This is a genomic window from Candidatus Accumulibacter sp. ACC005 (assembly GCF_907163215.1).
GTDB lineage: Bacteria > Pseudomonadota > Gammaproteobacteria > Burkholderiales > Rhodocyclaceae > Accumulibacter > Accumulibacter regalis.
In genome coordinates this window covers 37,239-52,255 of the sequence record NZ_CAJQUB010000004.1, presented here as the reverse complement: position 1 = coordinate 52,255, position 15,017 = coordinate 37,239, and the positions used below count along the sequence as shown (strand labels likewise).

The window sequence follows — 15,017 nt, the reverse complement described above, 5'->3', positions numbered from 1 at the left end:
GACCGGCCGACCGGCCGGAAAGCCGCAGGCGTGCCGGAGATTGGGCGCCGATTCCGGCCTATAATTGCCGCCTTTTTCCAATTGCGAGTCCGTCCATGTGGTTCAAGAACCTTTATCTGTACCGCCTCCCCAAGCAGTGGGCCGTTGATCCTGCCGCGTTGGAGGAACAGCTCGCCCGACTGACCCTGCAAGGGTGCAGCGCGACCGATCCACGCAGCATCGGCTGGGTGGCGCCACGTGACGGCGGCGCTCTGATCCACTCGGTCAACCAGCAATGGCTGCTTTCCCTCGGCGTCGAGGAGAAGCTGCTGCCGGCGTCGATCATCAAGCGTTTTGCCAGCGACAAGGCGAAAGCCATCGAGGAGACTGAAGGGCGCCGCATCGGGCGCAAGGAAATGCGCGAAATCCAGGAAGAGATGACCCTCGAACTGCTGCCGCGTGCCTTCGTGCGCCGGCGCAGCACCTTCGCCTGGATCGACCGCGGCAACGGCTGGCTGGTGGTCGACTCGGCGTCGCCGGCAAAAGCCGAGGAGTTCCTCGAACATCTGCGCAAGTCGGTCGACGGCGTGCCGGCCAAGAGTCTCAAGGTCATCCAGTCGCCATCGGCGGCAATGACCGGCTGGGTGGCTGGCGGCGAGGCACCGACGGGCTTCACCCTCGACCAGGATCTCGAACTGCGCTCGGCCGAAAAAGCGACCGTCCGTTACGTCAAGCACAGCCTGGAAGGTGAGGAAATCCGCCAGCACATCGAAGCCGGCAAGGTCGTCACTCGTCTGGCCATGACCTGGAATGACCGCATCTCCTTCGTTCTCGACGACAACCTGCAGATCAAGCGGCTGGCCTTCCTCGACATCCTCAAGGAGCAGGCCGACGGCCAGGCGGACAACGAAGACGAACGCTTCGACATCGACTTCACCCTGATGAGCGGTGAAGTCGCGCAACTGCTCGACGATCTGCTCGCCGCCTTCGGTGGCGAGGCGGCAGCCGCGGTCTAGCGTAGGGTTGCACACAGTGTGGAGCTTGGAATTCCAGCCGCGACATGGTTTCAAGCGGCTGTCCAGCTTGCTGAAAGTCTCGTCAAGAATGCTGCGCTGCACTGGTTTCCGAACAAGGAAACAGGACGGAGTTTCTGGCTCGACCGCGCGGCAGGTTACCGTCAGCCGGCGAACAAGGCGGTCGCCGACCCGGATTCCGAGAACTCGTGGCAGCGAGTCACTTTCAGCCAGCTCTTGTGCGTATTCAACAGCGCCAGGCTCATTTCCACATACTCAGGCGAGGAGAGCTCGTCGGCGGCGTAGCGCTCAAGGAGCTTCAGCCAGCGGCGATGGATGGCGCAAGGCTTTTCCTGGCTCCCGCCGGCCAGCGGGCAATCGGGACAGCGTCTACGGGCCAGCGTGCTGATCGCCGTCTGCTTCTGCCACTGCTGGCGATAGTGCATGGCGTTGGTCTCGATCCACTCCAGGGCTCGCGCGTCGCGCTGGTCCTCGGGAAAACGCTCGACGTAGGCTTCGATGGCACTGAACTGGCGACGGAAGAACTCTTCATCCGCACGGCCTTCAGGCGCAACGTCGCCCAGAAAACGAGCGATCAACGCCAGGGTGGGATCATCTACGATATACATGGAGCTTCTGGGAAGCCGTGGTCAGGTCATCAATAGATTCCACTATAGCACTATTTTTGCTGCGGTGCACAATCTCGCAGCCCGCCGCTTCTCGAAGGCGCCGATTTCCCGTCAAGGACCGTTCACTACTCCTGCACGGAGACGTCGCCGGCCAGCGCAGCGGCGTTCACCGGGAAGCACGCGCCAGCCGCCTGATCAGAGTTTCAGTTCGGCGATCAGCGGCGCATGATCCGAGCAGCGCGCCCACGCCAGACCGTTGGGGACGTGCATGTCGAGCACCTCGAAACCGCGCACGTAGATCCGGTCGAGCGTCAGCCAGGGAGCGAAACTGGGGAAGGTGCGCGAGACGCCGGCGCTCGGATGCTTGCCGCTGCGCCAGGTGAGCAGCCAGTTGAGGACGGTCTTGGCAGGTGATGCGGCCCGGGCCGCGACGGCGACTTCCTCGACGCCGAGGCGGGCGCGCAGCAGACCATCGACACGCTGCTGCCAGTCGTTGAAATCGCCGGCAATGATCAGCGGCGCATCGGGCGGGACTTCGCGCTGCACCAGATCAGCCAGAAAAGTCGCCTGGCGAACACGGCTGCGCTTGATCAGCCCGAGGTGCAGGCAGATGAGGTGCACTTCGGTGCCCTGGCCACGGCCCACGCGCATGACTGCGTGCAGCAGGCCGCGCTTTTCGAGCACGTGGTCAGAGATGTCGTGGTTGACGAAGTTGACGATGCGGTGGCGCGAAAGAATGGCGTTGCCGTGATGCCCGTGCGGGTAGACGGCGTTCATGCCGTAGGCGCGATGCGCGTAGGCACCGAATGACAGGAACTCGAGCTGGGTTCCCAGCGGCTGGTCGGGGTGATGCGCGAGGCGCTCGTTACAGTCCTGGACTTCCTGCAGGAAAACGATGTCCGCGTCGATCGCCTGCAAGGCCTGGCGCACGTCGTGGATGCGCGGTCGACCGCGAATGCCGGTAACGCCTTTATGGATGTTGTAGGTGGCCACTCTGATATTCATGACTGGGCACGGCAGATGCCGATTGGCAAGGTCGTCAAGGCAGGCGCTCGAAATAGCGATCGATGAGTGGCAGGTCGTCCGCATCCTGACGCCCGATAGAGTGCGTTGCGCGGCGAGTGCATTGTCGCATCCGGCCGGTGCTGGCGGTAGCCATTTGTCCACAGCGGACAGGCTCGTGCCGCGCTGCGCTGGTCGCGACACGGGTCATTGACGTTGGCGGAGTCTGCCCGGCTTCAGTTCAGGTCGATGGCGTGCGCCTTGAGGTCGTCGAGGCTGACGACCAACAGGGCGGCTTCGTTGGTCGCGTTGAGGACCACCTGTGGCGCCTTGCCAGCAAGCAGGGCTTCGCGCCAGCGCGCGGCACAGAGGCACCAGCGATCCCCGGGCTGCAGGCCGGAAAATCCGAACTCCGGTCGCGGCGTCGACAGATCGTTGCCGCTGGTCTTGGAAAAAGCCAGAAATCCGGCGGTCGCGACGACGCAAATGGTATGACTGCCGAAATCCTCGTCGCTGGTATTGCAGCAACCGTCGCGAAAGAAACCGGTCATCGGCGTTTCGCTGCACGCGCCAAGGATGCCGCCGAGGACGTTGCGCTGCTGGCCACCGCTATCGTCAGGCTTCATGCCAGCTCGTCGATCCAGGCCTGCTGGATGGCCTCGAGAATTTTCTCGCCACAGTGGCGGCTATCGTCCTCGAAGCCCGGTAAGGCGACGACCCAGTTCATCAGGTCAACGAAATTGATCTTCAAGGGGTCGACCTCCGGATGGGCTTCGACGAGCTCGATGGCCAGTTCGTTGATATCGGTCCACTTCATCGCTTGCCTTCCTTGGTCATGTTGATCGAGTAACGCGGGATCTCGATGGTCAGCGGTGTTTCACTGACTATCGTCTGACACGACAGGCGTGAATTCGGCTCCAGACCCCAGGCCTTGTCAAGCAGATCGTCTTCGACTTCGTCGGAAGGCTCGAGGGCGTCGAAACCTTCACGGACGACGACGTGACATGTGGTACAGGCGCAGGACATCTCGCACGCGTGTTCGATGGCAATGCTGTTTTCGAGCAGGTTCTGGCACAGCGACTCGCCAGGCCTGGCATCGAACACGGCCCCGTCCGGGCACAGTTCGAGGTGGGGCAGAACGATGATCTGGGTCATGCGGTTTCTCCCGTCTTGCTGGTCGTGGACTCGACGTCGAGATCGTTGATATTGCGGCCGGCAAACGCCCGCCGGATCGACTTGTCCATTCGCCGTGCCGCAAAATCCTTGGTGTCGGCTTCGAGATCGTCCATCGCCAGCATGATCTGGCGGCGATTGTCGGCCAGCGCTGCGTTCTCGAGCTTGACGATGTCGTCCTCGACGCGTGCCAGTTCGTCGCTGGCGAGCAGTTCGCGGTCGACGGCGAGCGCCGCGCGCACCGCTTCCAGCAAGCGCTGTGCGTCGACCTGCGATTCCTTGAGCGCCCGCAGCTGTGCGTCGCCCTTGACGTGGGCCATCGAGTCCTTGAGCATGCCCGCGATTTCGTCGTCGGAAAGGCCGTACGAGGGTTTGACGACGATGCTCGCTTCGACTCCGGAAGCCTGTTCGCGGGCGGTCACCGCGAGCAGACCGTCGGCGTCGACCTGGAAAGCGACGCGGATGCGTGCCGAACCGGCGACCATCGGCGGGATGCCACGCAACTCGAAACGCGCCAGCGAACGGCAATCGCTGACCAGCTCGCGCTCACCCTGGACGACATGAATGGCCAGCGCCGTCTGACCGTCGCGGAAGGTCGTGAACTCCTGCGCGCGCGCCGTCGGAATCGTCGAATTGCGCGGAATGATCTTCTCCACCAGGCCCCCCATCGTTTCCAGGCCGAGCGATAGCGGAATCACGTCGAGCAGCAGCCAGTCGTCACCGGCCGCACGGTTGCCGGCCAGGAGATTGGCCTGCGTCGCGGCACCGATGGCCACGACCTTGTCGGGGTCGAGATTGTTGAGCGGGTCCTGCCGGAAGAACTCGCCAACCGCACGCTGTACCTGCGGCATGCGCGTCGCGCCACCGACCATGACCACGCCCTTGACGTCGCTAACCGACAGGCCGGCGTCGCGCAGCGCCTTCTTGACCGGCTGGATGGTCTTGGCCACCAGCGTCTGGCTGATCGCGGCAAAGATTTCGGTGGTCAGTTGCAGGTCCACCCGCTCGCCGCTGGTCAAGCGCGCAGCGATGGGCGCCGCACCGTGTACGGTCAGGTATTCCTTGGCTTCGCGTGCCCGCGCCAGCAACATGCTGGCGTCCTCGACCGAGAGCGGCTTGAGGTCGGCCGCTTCGATAATCCAGCAAAATATGCGATGGTCGAAATCGTCGCCACCCAGCGCCGAGTCGCCGCCCGTCGCCAGGACCTCGAAGATTCCCCGCGACAGTCGGAGAATCGAGATATCGAAGGTACCCCCACCGAGGTCGTAAACGGCGTAGACACCCTCGGCGGCATTGTCCAGACCGTAGGCAATGGCTGCCGCGGTCGGCTCGTTGAGCAGGCGCAGAACCGGGAGGCCGGCGAGTTTCGCCGCGTCCTTGGTCGCTTGCCGCTGCGCCTCGTCGAAGTACGCCGGAACGGTGATCACCGCGCCAACCAGCGCGCCGCCCAGCGCGGCCTCGGCACGCAGGCGCAGCACGCGGAGAATGTCGGCGGAGACTTCCACCGGACTCTTCAGCCCGGCTGCGGTATGCAGGCGCAGCATCCCTGGACTGTCTTCGAAAACGTAAGGCATGGCTTCACGATTGGCGATGTCGGCGATCCCACGGCCCATGAAGCGCTTGACCGAGGCAATGGTGTTGCGCGGGTCGAGCGCTTGCTGCGCCTGCGCCTCGTAGCCGACTTCGCTGTGACCGTCGCTGCGATAACGAACGACCGAGGGCAGCAAGGGACGGCCGAGTTCGTCGCGAAGAACGACCGCCAGGCCGCTGCGCACGGTCGCCACCAGTGAATTGGTCGTCCCCAGGTCGATGCCGACCGCCAGCCGATGCTCGTGCGGCGCAGCTGACTCGCCGGGTTCCGCAATCTGTAGTAGCGCCATGAGGAAATTGTGGTCCTGAGATTTGTTGCCGGTGTGAGGATAGGTTTTACGACGCGACGCAAGTTAACACCAGGTGACGCGACTGCCTTGCACTTGCTGCCTGCCGTTCAGGGGCAGCGATTCACTCTTCGCAGGCGATCATTGCCTCGTCGAGTTCGACGAGCAGCTTCTCGATGAACATCAGGCGCCGGACGCGATCCGCCGCCTGCTCGAGGTCGTGAGCATCGTCGAGCAACGCGGCAAGTTCTTCATAACGTTTGCCGATGTCGTGCTGCAGGCGATGGTGCAGATGCTCGAGCTCGTGGTGCTCGCCCGCCGTCCGCGCTTCGGCCACTGCCTCGCGCCATTCCATCTGTTCGACGAGAAAATCGTTCGGCATCAAGACGTTGTTTTCGCTGCCGACGTCGTGATCGGCCAAATGCAGCAGGTATCGGGCACGCGAAAGCGGCTTCTTGAGCGTCTGATAGGCTTCATTGACCCGCGTCGCCCACTGCAGCGAAAGGCGGCGCTCGGCGTCGCCAGCGCCGGTGAAGCGATCGGGGTGGACCCTCGACTGCATCTCCAGATAGCGGCCATCGAGCAGTGGCGCGTCTAGCCGGAATCTGGCCGGAAGCTCGAACAGCGAGAAGTGATCGGTGTTGAAATCCATGCTTTTCGATCGCGGTGCGCGTCGGGGCAGGCAGCGAGCGGTCGACGGCTAGGCCACCACCGTCAACCACCGCCTACTCAGCCCCGGGCAAGGTCAAACGTTGAAGCTTTCGCCGCAGCCACAGGCGTCCTTGACGTTCGGGTTGTTGAACTTGAAGCCTTCGTTGAGACCCTCGCGCGCGTAGTCAAGCTCGGTGCCGTCGAGATAAGGCATGCTTTTCGGATCGACGAGTACCCTGACGCCGTGCGATTCGAACTCGACATCGTCCGGTTGCGCGCTATCGGCGAACTCGAGCTTGTAGGCCATGCCCGAGCAGCCACTGGTGCGTACACCAAGGCGCAGGCCGATGCCTTTGCCGCGCTTGACCATGTAATTGGCGACGTGGCTGGCGGCCCTTTCGGAAAGCGTCACTGCCATGGAAACCTCCTGCTGTAATTGCGTTTGCGGTTCTGTGATTGCTGCCGCCCGCTCAGCCGGCAGCCTGATCAACGTGCTTTTTCTTGTAGTCGGCGACCGCCGCCTTGATCGCGTCCTCGGCGAGAATCGAGCAGTGGATTTTCACGGGCGGCAAAGCCAGTTCTTCGGCGATCTGGGTGTTCTTGATATCCAGAGCCTGATCCACGGTCTTGCCCTTGACCCACTCGGTGACCAGCGACGACGAGGCGATCGCCGAACCGCAGCCGTAGGTCTTGAACTTGGCGTCTTCGATGACGCCGCCCTTGCCGACCTTGATCTGCAGCTTCATGACGTCGCCACACGCCGGCGCACCGACCATGCCGGTGGCGACGCCCTCGTCTTCCTTGCCAAACGAGCCGACGTTGCGTGGATTCTCATAGTGATCCAGAACTTTTACGCTGTATGCCATGATGATTCTCCTTGATTCCTTGTATGTCTTGTCAATGAGCGGCCCACTGGACCGTACTCAAATCGACGCCTTCCTGGACCATTTCCCACAGCGGCGAAAGCTCGCGCAGCCGGCTGATCTTCTCGTGCAACAGCTTGATCGCGTAGTCGACCTCTTCCTCGCTGGTGAAACGACCGAGGGTGAAACGGATCGAGCTGTGCGCCAGTTCGTCCTCGCGGCCGAGGGCGCGCAGCACGTACGAAGGTTCGAGCGATGCCGAAGTGCACGCCGATCCCGACGACACTGCCAGGTCCTTGACCGCCATCAGCAGCGACTCGCCTTCGACGTAGGCAAAACTGATGTTCAGATTGTGGGGAACACGCTGCTCCATGTCACCGTTGACATAGACCTCTTCGATGTCCGACAGCCCCTTGTACAGGCGGTCGCGGAGCATACGGATACGCTCGTTCTCGGCGCCCATCTCCAGACGTGCGAGACGGAAAGCCTCACCCATGCCGACGATCTGATGCGTCGCCAGCGTGCCGGAACGGAAGCCACGTTCGTGACCGCCGCCATGCATCTGTGCGGTCAGGCGAATGCGCGGCTTGCGGCGCACGTAGAGCGCGCCAATGCCTTTCGGGCCATAGGTCTTGTGTGCCGAAAAACTCATCAGATCGACTTTCAGCGTCGCCAGATCGATGACCACCTTGCCGGTCGCCTGTGCCGCATCGACGTGAAAGATGATTCCCCTGGCACGGCAGATTTCGCCGATCTCGGCGATCGGCTGGATGACACCGATCTCGTTGTTGACCATCATCACCGACACCAGAATGGTGTCCGGACGCAAGGCTGCCTTGAAGACCTCGAGGTCAAGCAGGCCGTTGTCCTGGACGTCGAGGTAGCTCACTTCGAAACCGAGACGTTCGAGTTCGCGACAGGTATCGAGCACCGCCTTGTGCTCGGTCTTCACCGTCACCAGGTGCTTGCCCTTTCCAGCATAGAACTGTGCGGCTCCCTTGAGGGCCAGATTGTTCGACTCGGTGGCGCCGGAAGTCCAGACGATTTCCTTGCTGTCGGCGTTGACCAGCCTGGCCACTTCCTCGCGCGCTTCTTCGACCGCCGCCTCGGTTTCCCAGCCGAAGGCATGCGACCGCGAGGCCGGATTGCCGAATTTCTCGACCAGATAGGGAATCATCTTTTCGGCGACGCGCGGATCGACCGGCGTGGTCGCCGAATAATCGAGATAGATGGGCAGTTTCAGCATTGCTCTTGCTCCGGTGTGTACAGGTTGCGTGCTACGCGTGACTCTTGACTCGTTATCCTGCTGGTTTGTTCCACTTCTTTGTCCCGCTTTCCAGACCCATTTACGCTGACTGTTCAGACGACCATTGCGGTCAGTTGCTGCAATCTGAGCATCGTGGCCTGCAACGCCGCCAGAAATCCATCGACGTGTGCGGCGCTATTGCCAACCCCCAGGCTGACCCGCACGGCACCGCGTGCCAGCTCTGCTTCGACACCCATCGCCCGCAATACATGCGACGGCTCCGGGTTGGCACTCGAACAGGCGGCACCGCTGGCCAGCGCATAACCGGCGCGGTCGAGCTGGCCGACCAGGGTCTCGCCGTCGATGTCGCGAAAGGCGAAGTAGACGGTGTTCGGCAAGCGCTCGGCGGCCCGGCCAAAAAGCGTCGCGCCGAGGGCGACAAGGCCACGCTCGAGTTGCTCGCGGAGCACCCGCAGGCGCGGCGCCAGGTCGGCGAGACGTGCTGCCGCCAATTCACAGGCAACGCCAAAACCGACGATTGCCGCCACATTCTCGGTACCCGAACGCAAGCCACGCTCATGACCGCCACCCGCGATCAGCGGCTCGATGTCGAGTCGCTTGTCGAGGATCAGCGCGGCCGCACCCTTGGGGCCGCCGATCTTGTGCGCCGACACGCTGAGGGCATTGACGCCGGCGGCGTTGAGGCGGCGAAAATCGACGGCCATCTTGCCCACCGCCTGCACTGCGTCGCTATGAAACCAGGCCCCCGCCGCTCGCGCCTGCGTGGCCAGCGATTCGATGTCCTGCACGACGCCGGTCTCGTTGTTGGCCAGCATCACCGAGACGATGCTCGGCCGCTCCGCCATCAGCGTCTGGAATTTCGCCCCATCGATGCGTCCGGCGGCGTCCACCGCCAGCTTGTGCAGCGTCCAGCCACGCTTGCGCAGCTGCTCGGCAGGCCTGATCACGCAAGGGTGCTCGATCGCGCTGACCACCAGCACGCCGGGTTTCAGACACGCGGCCGCGCCCTTGATCAGCAGGTTGTTGGCTTCCGAACCGCCACTGGTGAACACCACCTCGCTGGCATGCGCACCGACCGCCGCCGCCACCTTGCTACGCGCCTCGTCGATCGCTCGCCGCGCCCCCCGACCATACTCATGGCGACTCGAGGCATTGCCGCAGAGGCCGGCAAGATAGGGCAGCATCGCTTCGACCACCGCCGGATCGGCGGGAGTCGTTGCGTTGTGATCGAGATAGACGGGAGCGAACACGGCGGCGGGCGAAGTCTTCCAGTTCCGGATCTAGCGGCCGAAAGCGACGACTTTGGCGCGCTGCCGAGCACTCGTTCGCCGCTCGTCATGCAGGACAGCGACGTCGCCGCCACCCTTGCTCACCTGCTGTGCGACGAGGTCGGCCAAGGTCACCGAAGTCAGGTAGTCGAACATCTTGACGTTCAGCGTCGCCCACAGGTCGTGGGTCATGCAGCGCTCTTCGTCGTGGCAGTTCTCGCGACCACCGCACTGGGTGGCGTCCAGCGGCTCGTCGACGGCGCGAATGATGTCGGCGACGGTCATCGCGCTGGTGGGTCGCGCCAGGCAATAGCCCCCACCCGGGCCACGCACGCTGCCGACCAGCTGATGGCGACGCAACTTGCCGAACAACTGCTCCAGGTAAGACAGCGAAATCTTTTGACGCTCGCTGATGCCAGCCAGAGATACCGGCCCTTCACTGCAGCGCAGGGCCAGGTCGATCATCGCCGTCACTGCGAAACGTCCTTTGGTCGTCAGTCTCATGCTTCCTCCTCCAATGCCACGATTACTAATAATTGTTGATTAAATTACTACACTATCCACTCTAGTGACCGCTCGCTTATTAGTCAACTATTTTACTCAAGTATTGCGGATCGAACCGATCCGCCGTTGCCAGGTCGCCATTGACGTGCACGCCGGCGTCTTCGAGCTTCTTGAGCAACAGTTCAAAGCGCCGATCGGCGTCTGCCGCGTGATCGAGCAAACCGTGAATCGCCTTGGCCAGCGGGTCATCCTGATTGGTGGCCAGCGCATACGCCGAGAAACCGAGCTGCCCGGCCATCTGCTCGCGCTTCTGATCCTGCTCGTTGTCGATGATCCGCGCCGGATTGCCGACCGCCGTCGCCCCGCTCGGGACGTTCTTGACAACTACCGCATTGGAACCGACCTTGGCCGACGCGCCGACGGTAATCGGCCCGAGCACCTGTGCCCCGGCGCCGATCACCACACCATCCGCCAGCGTTGGATGGCGCTTGCCCTTGTTCCACGAGGTGCCCCCCAGGGTGACGCCATGGTAGAGCGTCACATCGTTGCCGATGACCGCCGTTTCGCCGATCACCACTCCCATCCCGTGATCGATGAACAGGCGCCGACCGATGGTCGCGCCAGGATGGATTTCAATACCGGTGAAGAAGCGTCCGAGATGCGAGACCAGGCGGCCCGGCCAGCGCAGACCGCGCGTCCACAGCCAGTGCGCAAGACGATGCAGGGCGATGGCATGCACGCCGGGATAACAGGTCAGCACCTCCCAGAAGGTGCGCGCGGCGGGATCACGATTGAAAACTGACTGGATGTCTTCGCGAAGACGGCTGAACATGGAAAGAAAGTCCTTGAACGATGAGCGCGATTATACAATACCGCACTATTTTAGTACACTACTTCCGGCACTGGTTCCGACACTTCCGCCCGGCGCCGGCCCCGCTCCCGCCGTGCGTTCAACCGCGTCGAGCAGCCCGCGCAGGATGTTTATCTCGTCGCGCTCGAGCTCGGCGCGCCCGAACAGTCGGCGCAGCTTGGGCAGCAGCCGTCGCGGTCGCTGCGGATCGAGAAAACCACTGCTCACCATTACCCGTTCGAGGTGCCGATAGAAGCGCTCGACGTCCTCGTGCGGCGCCGGCGGCGAGGCGAAGGGCACGGCGCGGGCAAGCACCGGCGGGCGACCATCGAAGGCGGCCAGGCGCAGCTCATAGCACAGCAGCTGCACCGCAGAAGCCAGATTCAGCGAGCTGTAGTCGGGATTCGCGGGGATGAACACCGTCCGCTGGCAGCGCTGCACCTCGCTATTCGACAGGCCAGCGGTCTCGTTACCGAAGAGCAGCGCCACCTCGCCCTCGCCGGCCCAGGCGAGAATGTCGTTGGCCGCCTCACGCGCCGGCATCGCAGGTGGCCCGAGGTTGCGCTGCCGCGCCGAGAGCGCGTACACCTGCACCGTCCCGACCAGCGCCTCGTCGAGGCTGCTGCACACCTGCGCCTGCTCGAGAATGTCGTCGGCGTCGGCCGCGCGCGCCACTGCCTGCGGGTCCGGGAAGTGCTTCGGATTGACCAGCAGCAGACGCGACAGACCCATGGTCTTCATCGCGCGCGCGGCAGCGCCGATATTGCCCGGGTGACTGGTATGCGAGAGGACGACGCGAATCCGCGACAGCGGCGAGCCGGAAGAATGCGACCCTGGGGGCCTGTTCATATTAGAATCGGGGTCCTCTACACCAATCGGGCGACATCAACCGCCCGTCGCGTCTTCAAAATCATGCATCCAGCTCTGAACATCATCATCAAGGCGGCGCGTCGCGCCAGCCAGATCATCAACCGTGCCGCACTCGATCTCGAGCACCTGCACATCACCACCAAACGCCAGAGCGACTTCGTCACCGAAGTGGACAAGGCGGCCGAGGCGGCGATCATCGACATCCTGCGCGAGGCCTATCCCGAATACGGCATTTTAGCAGAAGAGTCCGGCCTGGCAGCCGGCCAGGGCGGCGGCAGCGAGTATCAGTGGATCATCGACCCACTCGACGGGACGACCAACTTCATCCACGGCTTTCCCCAGTACGCCATCTCGATTGCCCTCGCCTACCGCGGGCAGGTCACGCAAGCGGTGGTCTACGACCCGGTGCGCAACGAGATGTTCACCGCCAGCAAGGGCGGCGGCGCCTTCCTCAACGACCGCCGCATCCGCGTCAGCAAGTGCCTGAAGCTGGAACAGGCCCTGCTTGGCACCGGCTTCCCCTACCGCATGTACGACCACATCGACGCCTACCTGCGCATCTTCAAGGAACTGGCGCAGAAAACCGCCGGCATGCGCCGCCCGGGCGCCGCCGCGCTCGACCTCGCCTACGTCGCCTGCGGACGCTTCGACGGCTTCTGGGAGTTCGGCCTGTCGCCCTGGGACATGGCCGGCGGCGCGCTGCTCATCTCCGAAGCCGGCGGCCTGGTCAGCGACCTCGCCGGCAACGAAACCTACCTCCAGTCCGGCAACCTCGTCGCCGGCACGCCGAAAGTCTTCGCGCAGCTGCTGCAGGTCATCGACAGCCATCGCACACCGGGGCTGGAAGCCTGAAATCCGTGCGCGAGGCCCTCTGAGACACGCTTCCTGAGTCTCTCGACCGCTCCGTAAGAGTCTCCGCCGTGGAAACCGGTCGGAGACCGCGAGGCTCCCTCAGAGGATCCCGCGACCGGCCCCCGGCCGGTTACCCGGTGGTGGCGAGACCCCGTCCGGGTCAGGCGGCGATCACCGACAGCGCATCGTGGTAGTCGTACTTGAGGTCGTCGGCGACCTCACGGCAGGTGACCTTGCCGAAAGCGACGTTCAAGCCGTTGCGCAGGTGCTCGTTATCCTTCAGCGCCTGCCGCCAGCCCTTGTCGGCAATCTGCAGTGCGAAAGGCAGCGTGGCATTGTTGAGCGCGTAGGTCGAGGTACGCGGCACGCCGCCGGGCATATTGGCGACGCAGTAGTGCACGACGTTGCCGACCATGTAGGTCGGGTCGGCGTGCGTCGTCGCGCGGGCCGTCTCGCAGCAGCCGCCCTGGTCGATAGCGACGTCGACGATCACCGACCCCGGCTTCATGTCATCGACCAGCTGACGGGTGATCAGCTTCGGCGCCGCCGCACCCGGGATGAGCACGCCGCCGATCACAAGATCGGCGCGCAGCACGTGATGCTCGACGTTGTCGCGGTTCGAAAAGACGGTGATCACGCGCGCGCCGAGCAGCCTGTCCATGCGCCGCAGGACATCGAGATTGCGATCGATGACCACCACCTGCGCACCGGTGCCGACGGCGATCTGCGCGGCGTTCGAGCCAACGACACCACCGCCGAGAATGACGATCTTCGCCGATGGCACGCCGGCGACGCCGCCGAGCAGGATACCCATGCCGCCGTGCGCCTTCTCGAGGCAATAGGCACCGGCCTGGATCGACAGGCGCCCGGCGACTTCCGACATCGGCGCCAGCAACGGCAGGCCGCCGCCCGGCTGGGTGACCGTTTCATAGGCGATGCATACCGCGCCGCTACTCACCAGGTCGGCACACTGCGCGGGATCGGGCGCTAGGTGCAGGTAGGTGTACAGAATCTGTCCTTCGCGCAACATCGCGCGCTCGCCGGCCTGCGGCTCCTTGACCTTGATGATCATCTCGGCGCTGGCAAAGATCTCCGCGGCGGTCGCGGCAATCGTCGCTCCGGCCTTCTCGTAGACCTCGTCAGCGGCACCGATGCCCGCGCCAGCGCCAGTCTCAACACTTACCGGGTGACCGTGGGCGACCATCTCGCGAACCGATGACGGGGTCAGCCCAACGCGGTATTCGTGGTTTTTTATCTCCTTGGGTACGCCGATGTGCATTTCTGTCTCCTCATGGTGGTATCGGGGCCGCTTATCTTAGGTCATTTCCGAATGGCGAACGGGTTTTTTCCGGCTCCTGAACCTGGCGGTCCGGCATCGTCGTGCGGGGCTTGCCCGGGCAGCAACTTCCCTGCAACTGATCCCGATGCACGCCACCGGCGACGACGGCAGCAAGGCATGTGCAAGCCGCTGCACGCCTATCGCCGCCGCACGCTTGCGTATAAACTGCCCTTCTCGAACCCGGCGCGACCAGCCTCCCAACGATTGCCGCAGCCAATGACCAGCAACCATCATCAGAGCATCGACGGCACGCCTACGGCAGACGCTGGCGGCCCTGCGCTCCCCCCCGCTGCCGGGACGATCGCCGCGGAGCTGGACGGTTTTCGCCGCGAGATGCTGCGTTTCGCCGTCCTGCAATTGCGCGACCAGGCGAGCGGCGAGGATGCCGTGCAGGAAACCATGCTCGCCGCGCTGCAAGGCGCCGATCGCTTTGCCGAGCGCGCCAAGTTGAAGACCTGGGTATTCTCGATTCTGCGCAACAAGATCGTCGACATCATCCGGCGGCGAGTTCGCGAACCCATCCACGAAGCGGTCGAACAGGAAGTCGACGACAGCGACTTCGACGCGCTGTTCAAGGGCAATGGCCACTGGCAACGCGACGCGCGGCCTTCGGACTGGGGAAATCCGGAAAAGAGCTTCGAAAACCGCAGCTTCTGGGCCGTCTTCGACGCCTGCCTGGAGCGCCTGCCGCCAGCCACCGCGCGGGTTTTCATGATGCGCGAGATCCTCGGCCTGGAAACCAGCGAAATCTGCCAGGAGTTGTCGATGAGCAGCAGCAACTGCTGGGTGATCCTGCATCGGGCACGCATGGCGCTGCGCCTGTGCCTCGAACAGAAGTGGTTCAGCGCCGGCGAACGTGCCCGCCCATGAACTCGCCAGG

18 protein-coding genes are annotated in these 15,017 nt (G+C 63.6%); 3 read left to right on the top strand and 15 right to left on the bottom strand.

Annotated features, from left to right (window positions below):
- Positions 1-95 precede the first annotated feature (95 nt).
- The gene (locus tag QZ613_RS03165) at positions 96-995 is read left to right on the top strand and encodes a recombination-associated protein RdgC (RefSeq protein ID WP_291981480.1); all 900 of its coding nucleotides are present in this window, start codon (positions 96-98) and stop codon (positions 993-995) included.
- Between the two features lie 161 nt (positions 996-1,156).
- Here the strand turns inward: QZ613_RS03165 and QZ613_RS03160 are convergent, their stop codons facing one another.
- The 14 genes from QZ613_RS03160 to QZ613_RS03095 form a co-directional block, all read right to left on the bottom strand.
- Positions 1,157-1,621 carry a hypothetical protein gene (locus QZ613_RS03160; protein ID WP_043563704.1) on the bottom strand — a complete coding sequence of 155 codons (465 nt, stop codon included), beginning with the start codon at positions 1,619-1,621 and terminating at the stop codon, positions 1,157-1,159.
- A 195-nt stretch (positions 1,622-1,816) separates the two neighbouring features.
- The gene (locus QZ613_RS03155; protein WP_043563706.1) at positions 1,817-2,626 is read right to left on the bottom strand and encodes an endonuclease/exonuclease/phosphatase family protein; all 810 of its coding nucleotides are present in this window, start codon (positions 2,624-2,626) and stop codon (positions 1,817-1,819) included.
- Between the two features lie 233 nt (positions 2,627-2,859).
- On the bottom strand, positions 2,860-3,249 hold the full coding sequence (locus QZ613_RS03150; protein WP_043563707.1) for a DUF2237 domain-containing protein: 390 nt from the start codon (positions 3,247-3,249) through the stop codon (positions 2,860-2,862).
- Positions 3,246-3,440, bottom strand: a complete 195-nt coding sequence (iscX, locus tag QZ613_RS03145) for a Fe-S cluster assembly protein IscX (RefSeq protein ID WP_043563708.1) — start codon at positions 3,438-3,440, stop codon at positions 3,246-3,248. The genes QZ613_RS03150 and iscX overlap by 4 nt, the downstream gene beginning before the upstream one ends.
- Positions 3,437-3,778, bottom strand: coding sequence for an ISC system 2Fe-2S type ferredoxin (gene fdx, locus QZ613_RS03140; RefSeq protein ID WP_043563709.1), 342 nt, complete (start codon positions 3,776-3,778; stop codon positions 3,437-3,439). Before fdx ends, iscX begins: the two co-directional genes overlap by 4 nt.
- The gene (hscA, locus tag QZ613_RS03135; protein ID WP_043563711.1) at positions 3,775-5,676 is read right to left on the bottom strand and encodes a Fe-S protein assembly chaperone HscA; all 1,902 of its coding nucleotides are present in this window, start codon (positions 5,674-5,676) and stop codon (positions 3,775-3,777) included. The genes fdx and hscA overlap by 4 nt, the downstream gene beginning before the upstream one ends.
- Positions 5,677-5,797: 121 nt before the next feature.
- The gene (hscB, locus tag QZ613_RS03130) at positions 5,798-6,325 is read right to left on the bottom strand and encodes a Fe-S protein assembly co-chaperone HscB (protein ID WP_043563712.1); all 528 of its coding nucleotides are present in this window, start codon (positions 6,323-6,325) and stop codon (positions 5,798-5,800) included.
- Positions 6,326-6,418: 93 nt separating this feature from the next.
- Positions 6,419-6,742, bottom strand: coding sequence for an iron-sulfur cluster assembly protein IscA (gene iscA, locus QZ613_RS03125; RefSeq protein WP_043563713.1), 324 nt, complete (start codon positions 6,740-6,742; stop codon positions 6,419-6,421).
- Positions 6,743-6,794: 52 nt separating this feature from the next.
- Positions 6,795-7,190, bottom strand: a complete 396-nt coding sequence (gene iscU, locus QZ613_RS03120) for a Fe-S cluster assembly scaffold IscU (RefSeq protein WP_043563715.1) — start codon at positions 7,188-7,190, stop codon at positions 6,795-6,797.
- 31 nt (positions 7,191-7,221) lie between these two features.
- Entirely contained in the window at positions 7,222-8,433 is a 1,212-nt protein-coding gene (locus tag QZ613_RS03115) for an IscS subfamily cysteine desulfurase (protein WP_291981477.1), read from the bottom strand.
- A 113-nt stretch (positions 8,434-8,546) separates the two neighbouring features.
- Complete coding sequence (locus QZ613_RS03110; protein WP_043563719.1) at positions 8,547-9,704, bottom strand: cysteine desulfurase family protein; 1,158 nt, start codon at positions 9,702-9,704, stop codon at positions 8,547-8,549.
- A gap of 30 nt (positions 9,705-9,734) precedes the next feature.
- Positions 9,735-10,226: a Fe-S cluster assembly transcriptional regulator IscR gene (gene iscR, locus QZ613_RS03105; protein ID WP_043563721.1), complete on the bottom strand. Its 492-nt coding sequence runs from the start codon at positions 10,224-10,226 to the stop codon at positions 9,735-9,737.
- Between the two features lie 79 nt (positions 10,227-10,305).
- Complete coding sequence (gene cysE / locus QZ613_RS03100) at positions 10,306-11,058, bottom strand: serine O-acetyltransferase (protein WP_043563723.1); 753 nt, start codon at positions 11,056-11,058, stop codon at positions 10,306-10,308.
- Positions 11,059-11,103: 45 nt separating this feature from the next.
- On the bottom strand, positions 11,104-11,925 hold the full coding sequence (locus QZ613_RS03095) for an RNA methyltransferase (protein ID WP_043563724.1): 822 nt from the start codon (positions 11,923-11,925) through the stop codon (positions 11,104-11,106).
- A 63-nt stretch (positions 11,926-11,988) separates the two neighbouring features.
- Here QZ613_RS03095 and QZ613_RS03090 point away from each other — a divergent pair, with 63 nt between their 5' ends.
- Positions 11,989-12,798, top strand: coding sequence for an inositol monophosphatase family protein (locus QZ613_RS03090; protein ID WP_291981475.1), 810 nt, complete (start codon positions 11,989-11,991; stop codon positions 12,796-12,798).
- Between the two features lie 160 nt (positions 12,799-12,958).
- Here QZ613_RS03090 and ald read toward each other — a convergent pair whose 3' ends face one another.
- Positions 12,959-14,077 (bottom strand): alanine dehydrogenase, encoded by a 1,119-nt coding sequence (gene ald / locus QZ613_RS03085; RefSeq protein WP_043563726.1) that lies wholly within the window; start codon positions 14,075-14,077, stop codon positions 12,959-12,961.
- 276 nt (positions 14,078-14,353) lie between these two features.
- On the opposite strand from ald, the gene QZ613_RS03080 reads away from it, so the two are divergent.
- Positions 14,354-15,007, top strand: coding sequence for a sigma-70 family RNA polymerase sigma factor (locus QZ613_RS03080; protein WP_291863000.1), 654 nt, complete (start codon positions 14,354-14,356; stop codon positions 15,005-15,007).
- Positions 15,008-15,017 lie beyond the last annotated feature (10 nt).